Raw genomic sequence first — 6,595 nt, 5'->3', positions numbered from 1 at the left:
ATGACCATCAACCAGGCCCAAGCCGCCTGACCGAACCTGTCACCTACTCGTGCAGCAGACCCGGATGATGGTGCCGGTGTTGGTGCGTTTGTCGAGTCGGCTGTCGATAGCCATACCGAGTGCGTTGGTGACCAGCGCACCGGTCGGTGAGGAGTCGATCGACCAGCCCACGATCCGGCGAGAGTAGGTGTCGAGGACGGCGCAGCAGTACACCTTGCCCTCCCTGGTCGGATGCTCGGTGATATCGGTGACCCACAGCTGATCTGGCCCCTTTCGCGCGAACCTACGCTCGACGCGGTCGGAGGCGATGTCGTCGGCACGGATCCGCTTCCACTTACGCCGCCCGGTGAGACCCTGCAGGCCCGCGCGGCGCATCAGCAGCTCGACCTGGTTGTGGCCGACCACGACGCCACGCCCGAGAGTGAGCTCGGCGTGGATCCGTCTGCCGCCGTAGATCTGGTGGGACTCGACATGGATCTGGCGGATCAGGTCAGTCAACAGCGCGTGCCGGATCGAGCGCTGGGATGGTGCCCTGTTGCGGTGCTCGTAGTAGCCAGACTCCGAGACGCCCAGGACCCGGCAGGCGACCTGGACAGGAAGTGCCTTTGCGGCCATCACTTCGATGGCCGCGTACCGCCTTTTGGGCTGGTCTGCTCCTTCAGCAGCTCCATAGCGTGGCGACTGATGGCTAGCTCGGTCTCGAGCTCGCCGATCCGCTTCTTGGCGGCCGCCAACTCGGCGTTCTCCGCGGTGCTCCGGCCCGGTTGCAGACCTCGATCGATCCGGTCCTGCCGGCGCCAGTTGTAGATCGTCTGGTCGCTGACGTCGAGGTCGTGCGCGACGATAGCGACGCTCCTCCCGTCAGCAAGCAAGTCGAGGACCTTGCGTCGAAACTCTGCTGGGTAACCATGACGTGCCATCTGATCCTCCTGGTGTCAGACACCAGAATCCAGAAATCCGGACGCCGTGGAACCCAGGACAGACCAGAGCCTCCACTGAACCCAGTACGGGACAGTTGTCATTTCTTCGGGACTGCCCAGGTCGGGCTAGGTCTGGGCGAGAACGGTGTCGCTCATCAGGTGGTGGAAGCGGTCGGGCTGTTCGAACAGGGGTCGGTGCCCGGAGGTGTCGAACGTGATCAGTTGCTTGTCGGGGGCGTCGAGGAGGTTGAACCACTGGGTGGCTGGCCCCAGCCGGCCGGGGGCTTCGTGGCGACCTTCGACGAGGTAGACGGGCACCGCGAGCTGGGTGACGTCGTCGCGGAAGTCGATGTCTTGCAGCTGCGGGTACAGGACGGTGAAGACGTCGAAGAACCCGGCGAAGGCGTGCAGCTGCTCCAGCAGGGTGTATTCCTGCACGAACAGGTTCTCCGAGAAGCCGCCGGCGCCCTCGGCGTTGCGGCTGTGGTCGTAGGGGTAGACCTGACCCTCGTTGGTGAGGGCGGACTCGTAGTCGAGCATGTCGGTATAGGGGGGCGGGCCGCTGCCGGTCAGCCGGGCGGCGAGCGTGGTTTGGCCGGTGCGGCGGGCCCAGGCGAGTGAGTCTCGGTAGAAGACGTTGTCGGTGGCGCGGGGGTCGACCATCTGTCCCACGCCGATGTAGGCCCGGTACAGCTCGGGACGCTGATGGGCGGCGAGGACGCCGAGGATGGTGCCGTAGGACTGGCCGAGCAGGTAGATCTCGTTCTGGTCGAACCGCTCACGGAGGTAGTCGGTGACCTCGATGGTGTCGTCGACCGCCTGTTGCAGGGTCAGCGTCGAGGCCGGGTCCAGGCCGTCGTACGACCTGCCGGTGCCGCGCTGGTCCCAGGTGACCACGACGAAGTCCTGTTCGAGCGCCTGGCCGTGGCGGCGCATGGCTCCCAGCTCGGTGCCTCCGGGTCCGCCGGCGAGGAACAGCAGCACCGGGTTGGTCGTGCTGGTGCCACGGATCATCATCGCCTGGTCGTGTCCGCCGATCGGGACCCGGATCAGCTCGGCCACACTGCCCGGCGCGGCGGCGCCGGTCGCGGTTCGGATGGGGTCGGTGCTGGCCGGTCTCGCGATCGCGACGGTCAGCACCAGCAGGGCGGCGGCGGCGATGACGGCGAGGGCGCGGCGTGTGCCCCGCCAAGCTCTGGCCGCACCGTGCTCGTTCTGAAGGTTGTTGCCGCGTCGCGTCAGGCCGGCCCCTACGGCGGCGCCGAGGATCATCGGTAGCAGAGCCAGCACGGCGTGCAGGCCGCGGCCGAGCAGGAACGCGAGGATGCCGAACGTGCCGCCGTCGCCGAGCCGGAGGCCGTCCACCAGGGGTCCCGTGGAGGTGACGCGGGTGGCTTCGAAGACGGCGGCGAAGATGACCGGGGTCGCCAGCATCGCCCACCGGCTCCGCATCAACCAGCCGCCGACGATCCCGACGGTCAGGCTGACCCCGGTCGCTGACAGCGCCTCGACGGTGGTGATGGGTCCGCGGGGGGTCCACCAGCCGGCCAGCACACCCCAGCCGGCCGCGATGATCACCGGCCCGGCGAGACGGATCCACCGGGACCGGTCATGTCGTCCGACGGTGCCGGTCGTTCGGGCAGGCGTCGGCTGATGAGCGGAGGCTGGGCGTTGTGTGTCGAGGGTGCTCATGCCCCTACGCCGTCCGCTCGACCTCGGTGTCACCGGTGGGGTCGGTCACGGACCCGTCCCCGCTCGGCCGGCGGGCCGCGTTGGTGTCGTCGTCGATGAGAATGGCGGTGGCGCCAGCGGACCTGGACAGCATGGCCTTGCGGTTCACCAGGACGACCACGACAGCGACGAGGACGAACAGGCACATGTCCCACGGCTGCGCGTCAGGCCAGGCCGGCCCGTTCACCTGGGCATGGAACAAGACCGCGACCAGCAAGCTGCCGCGGGAGGCGTTGACCATGGCGGTCAGGATCACGCTGATCGCGACGACGCCGACGAAGAACGGCCAGTACGACCAGCCGCTCTGTTTGGTGCCGCTGAGGAAGAACGCGGGGGTGTGCCACACCGCCACGACCCCACCCAGGATCAGGGACGCCCCCAGGGGCGCGAGGCGGCGCTGCAGCAAGGGGAGGGCGATGCCTCGCCAGCCGAGCTCCTCGATCGGCCCGATCAGCAGCGCCGGCAACATCGCCGGGAGCACCGCATACCAGGGGGCGAACGGGAACGGGTCGGTGAGCGTGCCTTTGACGGCGGCGCCGAGGTAGAAAACGGCAGGCAGCCCGATGGCCAGCAGCAGCCACCAGCCGGCGGGCATCCGCCACAGCGTCAGTCGCCGCAGGAACCGTCCCAGGCCGCGGATCCCGTAGTGCCGGACGACGAGCACGAGCGCGACGATCCCGGGCGTGTACACGATCAAGATGAAGGCCGGGTTCGTGTACCCCATCGGCCCGAACAGGGCCTCGGCCCGGTCGGGGAACACAGCGAGGAGCGTGCCGATCCCCCAGGAAACCATGAACGTGGCGAGGAAGAACACGCGCAGGGTGCGCAACCTGATCGGTTTCGAGCTCGTGGTGTGCGGGGCGGTGACGGTCATGAAGACCTCTCAGAGGGCGGTAACCGATCGACCAGCCAACGGCCGGCCGTCAGCCAGAACATCACCCGTGCCGGGGGAGTCTGGGCGGGGCAACGGGTCTAGGCGGCGGCGGTCGTCGCGTAGATCATCAAGACGTCGACGCCGGGATGCTGTCGATGTGCCCGTTCGGGGCAGGCGTCACCCGGATCGGCGCGGTGGCCGGCGCTGGCACGGCGGCGGCCGCCGATTCGCGAGCCAGGAACGCGCCGAGCTCGGCGATCGTGGACATCAGCGGGGCCGGGACCACCACAGTGGTGTTCTTGTCCACGCCCAGCTCGACCAGGGTCTGCAGGTTGCGGAGCTGAAGTGCGAGGGGATGAGCCACCATGATGTCGGAGGCCTCTCCGAGGGCCGTCGCGGCGAGCGACTCGCCTTCGGCGTTGATGATCTTGGCGGGCTTCTCGCGCTCGGCCTCGGCCTGGCGCGCCATGGCTCGCTTCATGCTGTCAGGGAGCTGGATGTCCTTCAGCTCGACCAACGTCACCTCGACGCCCCATTCGACGGTCGTGACGTCGAGGATGGCACGGATGTCGAGGTTGATCTGATCGGTTTCCGACAGGGTCTGGTCCAGGGTGTGCTGACCCACCACCTTACGAAGCGTGGTCTGGGCGATCTGGTTGATGGCGGCGTTCACGTCCTCGATCGCGACCACCGACTTCGTCGAGTCGACGACCTTGAAGTAGGCGACGGCGGACACGTCGACGCTCACGTTGTCGCGGGTGATGATGCCCTGGGACTGGATCGGCATGGTCACGATCCGCATCGACACCCGGTGCAGGACGTCGACGACCGGGATGATCAGCCGGATCCCCGGCTCGCGCAGCCCCACCACACGTCCGAACCGGAACAGCACACCCTGCTCGTACTGCTTGATGATCTTCACCGACAGCACGGCGATCACGAGCATGACGGCGGCGATGATCAGGATCGTGAGGACGGTGTTCATGGTGATTCTCACACTACGTCTGAAATAACAAACTAGCAATGCGTTTCTAGTAACGGTCTGCTACTGTTCTGTTGGTGACCAGCTGGCGATTCCTCAGCAACCACGGGCGGGCGTTGGTGTGCATCGCCAACGACCCCGGGGCGCGGCTCCGCGATGTCGCCGCCCAGCTGGGAATCACCGACCGGCGGGCTCACGGCATCATCACCGATCTCGTCGAGTCGGGGTATGTGATCAAGACCAAGGACGGCCGCCGCAACCAGTACCAGGTGCGGGTCGACCTGCCGATTCCCGACCCGCCGCCGACCGGCCGGAAGATCGGCGAGGTGCTGGAGCTCCTCGCCTGGACCGGCAACGCCGACACCACCTAGTCCACAACCCGCTACCCCCGCGGGAGGAAATCACTCCGAGGCCGCCCTCGGCCGGCCTGACCCGAACTATCCCGGCCACCGTGAGGCCGGTCGTCATACCCCTGCCGTCCTCGCCGTCGAGCGACCCCAGAGGCCCGCACATCGTAGGACTACGCAGGGAGCTCCCGACCATGACAACGATCCTCGACTCATCTCCGCCTCCCGAAGTTCCCGCACCTCAGGGCAGGACGGGAGGTCACCTCGCGTTGCTGATCCTGGGTGCGGTGCTGGCCCTCGTCGGTCTGGCGCTCACCGGTGCCGCGGCCGGCCTCGGGGCGGCGGTGTTCCAGCAGCGCGACCAGGGGTACCTCACCTTCCCGACCCAGCGGTACGCCGTCGACTCCTACGCGATCACCTCCGAGCAGCTCGAGGTGGTGCTGGACGACGACGACCTCGACCTGGGACGCAGCGGGCCGGTAGCGAGTCTGATGCTCCGGGCGACGTCACCGGGGCCGGGACAGGACGTCTTCGTCGGTGTCGGACCCCGCGCCGAGGTCGCTGCCTACCTGGCCGGGGTCGAGCACTCCGAGATCACCCAGATCGGGTTCAACCCGTTCCGGGTCACCTACCAGACCAGCCCGGGTGCTCAACCCCCGACCACGCCCGGACTCCAGGACTTCTAGGTCGTGTCGGCCCAGGGCCCGGGCACCCAGCAGATCGAGCTCGACCTGACCACCGGCGACTGGGCGATGGTAATCATGAACGCCGACGGCACCAGACCGATCTCGGTCGACGTCCAGGCCGGTGCCCGCTCCAACCTGCTCGGACCGCTGAGTCTCGGCACCCTGATCGCCGGTCTCGTGCTCCTCGGCCTCAGCATCCCCCTGATCGTCATCGGTGCCTCCGGCATCGGCCGTTCCACCGCGATCCAGTCCACCGGTGCACCGATCCTGCGTGTGAGCTCCCTGGCCGCCGGTGGCGCGGAGAGCGCCGCCGCTCCGTACCCAGCGCGCCTGCGAGGCGATCGCGATCCGACGCTGTCCCGTTGGCTGTGGCTGGTGAAGTGACTGCTGGCCTTCCCGCACTACCTGGTGCTCGCTCTGCTGTGGGTCGCCTTCGTGATCACCACGGTCGTCGCCGGAGTCGCGATCCTGTTCACCGGCCGGTACCCGCACGGCCTGTTCCACTTCAACGTCGGGGTCCTGCGGTGGTCCTGGCGCGTCGGCTTCTACGCCTACGGCGCCCTCGGCACCGACCGCTACCCGCCGTTCACCCTCGCCAAGACCGACTACCCGGCGGACTTCGACGTCGACTACCCCGAGCAGCTCAACCGTGGCCTGGTCCTGATCAAGTCCTGGCTGCTCGCTCTTCCGCACCTCGTCGTCATCGGACTGGTGACCGCCACCAGTGCCTCGTGGTGGGCGGCAAGGAGCACCTCGAGCACCGTGGCGGCCGGCGACGGGTCGGCCGGCACGGCAGGGATCTCCCTCCTCGGCGTGCTGGTGCTCATCGCCGGTGTGGTCCTCCTGGTCACCCGGCGGTACCCGCCCGCGCTGTTCGACCTCATCATCGGCATCAACCGCTGGGCCTACCGCGTGCTCACCTACATCGCCTTGATGCGGGACGAGTACCCACCGCTGCGCCTCGACCAGGGCCCGCTCGATCCCGGCGAGACCGGGCCCGAGCACCCGACCGTGCCCACGCCCGAGCCTGTCCCGGTGTCGACATCGTGACGACC

The 6,595-nt window shown here is 67.9% G+C and carries 9 protein-coding genes; 4 read left to right on the top strand and 5 right to left on the bottom strand.

Features of this window, described 5'->3' with window-relative positions:
- Window positions 1–39: 39 nt before the first annotated feature.
- The 5 genes from ABD714_RS07865 to ABD714_RS07845 form a co-directional block, all read right to left on the bottom strand.
- Window positions 40–615: an IS3 family transposase gene (locus tag ABD714_RS07865; protein WP_344811750.1), complete on the bottom strand. Its 576-nt coding sequence runs from the start codon at window positions 613–615 to the stop codon at window positions 40–42.
- A complete protein-coding gene (locus tag ABD714_RS07860) occupies window positions 615–920 on the bottom strand; it encodes a transposase (protein ID WP_344811749.1) in 306 nt (101 codons plus the stop codon). The genes ABD714_RS07865 and ABD714_RS07860 overlap by 1 nt, the downstream gene beginning before the upstream one ends.
- A gap of 126 nt (window positions 921–1,046) precedes the next feature.
- Window positions 1,047–2,498 carry an alpha/beta fold hydrolase gene (locus ABD714_RS07855; RefSeq protein WP_344811748.1) on the bottom strand — a complete coding sequence of 484 codons (1,452 nt, stop codon included), beginning with the start codon at window positions 2,496–2,498 and terminating at the stop codon, window positions 1,047–1,049.
- A gap of 118 nt (window positions 2,499–2,616) precedes the next feature.
- On the bottom strand, window positions 2,617–3,525 hold the full coding sequence (locus tag ABD714_RS07850) for a CPBP family intramembrane glutamic endopeptidase (protein WP_344811747.1): 909 nt from the start codon (window positions 3,523–3,525) through the stop codon (window positions 2,617–2,619).
- A 127-nt stretch (window positions 3,526–3,652) separates the two neighbouring features.
- Window positions 3,653–4,510: a slipin family protein gene (locus tag ABD714_RS07845; RefSeq protein WP_344811746.1), complete on the bottom strand. Its 858-nt coding sequence runs from the start codon at window positions 4,508–4,510 to the stop codon at window positions 3,653–3,655.
- 74 nt (window positions 4,511–4,584) lie between these two features.
- Here ABD714_RS07845 and ABD714_RS07840 point away from each other — a divergent pair, with 74 nt between their 5' ends.
- The 4 genes from ABD714_RS07840 to ABD714_RS07825 all read left to right on the top strand — a co-directional run bounded on the left by ABD714_RS07840 (window position 4,585) and on the right by ABD714_RS07825 (window position 6,590).
- Window positions 4,585–4,878 (top strand): helix-turn-helix transcriptional regulator, encoded by a 294-nt coding sequence (locus tag ABD714_RS07840; protein ID WP_344811745.1) that lies wholly within the window; start codon window positions 4,585–4,587, stop codon window positions 4,876–4,878.
- 263 nt (window positions 4,879–5,141) lie between these two features.
- On the top strand, window positions 5,142–5,540 hold the full coding sequence (locus tag ABD714_RS07835; protein WP_344811744.1) for a hypothetical protein: 399 nt from the start codon (window positions 5,142–5,144) through the stop codon (window positions 5,538–5,540).
- A 3-nt stretch (window positions 5,541–5,543) separates the two neighbouring features.
- The gene (locus ABD714_RS07830) at window positions 5,544–5,924 is read left to right on the top strand and encodes a hypothetical protein (RefSeq protein ID WP_344811743.1); all 381 of its coding nucleotides are present in this window, start codon (window positions 5,544–5,546) and stop codon (window positions 5,922–5,924) included.
- A complete protein-coding gene (locus tag ABD714_RS07825) occupies window positions 5,925–6,590 on the top strand; it encodes a DUF4389 domain-containing protein (RefSeq protein ID WP_344811764.1) in 666 nt (221 codons plus the stop codon).
- Window positions 6,591–6,595: the final 5 nt, after the last annotated feature.

Origin of the sequence: Microlunatus aurantiacus (assembly GCF_039536605.1) — a bacterium.
GTDB classification, from domain to species: Bacteria; Actinomycetota; Actinomycetes; order Propionibacteriales; family Propionibacteriaceae; genus Microlunatus; species Microlunatus aurantiacus.
Note: the sequence above shows the minus strand (reverse complement) of the source record. Positions and strands in the feature narration are given on the sequence as shown.

Bases quoted from the DNA above. Each gene is read 5' to 3' on its own strand.
- ABD714_RS07865 (WP_344811750.1), bottom strand. From the start codon at position 615: ATGGCCGCAAAGGCACTTCCTGTCCAGGTCGCCTGCCGGGTCCTGGGC.
- ABD714_RS07860 (WP_344811749.1), bottom strand. From the start codon at position 920: ATGGCACGTCATGGTTACCCAGCAGAGTTTCGACGCAAGGTCCTCGAC.
- ABD714_RS07850 (WP_344811747.1), bottom strand. From the start codon at position 3,525: ATGACCGTCACCGCCCCGCACACCACGAGCTCGAAACCGATCAGGTTG.
- ABD714_RS07845 (WP_344811746.1), bottom strand. From the start codon at position 4,510: ATGAACACCGTCCTCACGATCCTGATCATCGCCGCCGTCATGCTCGTG.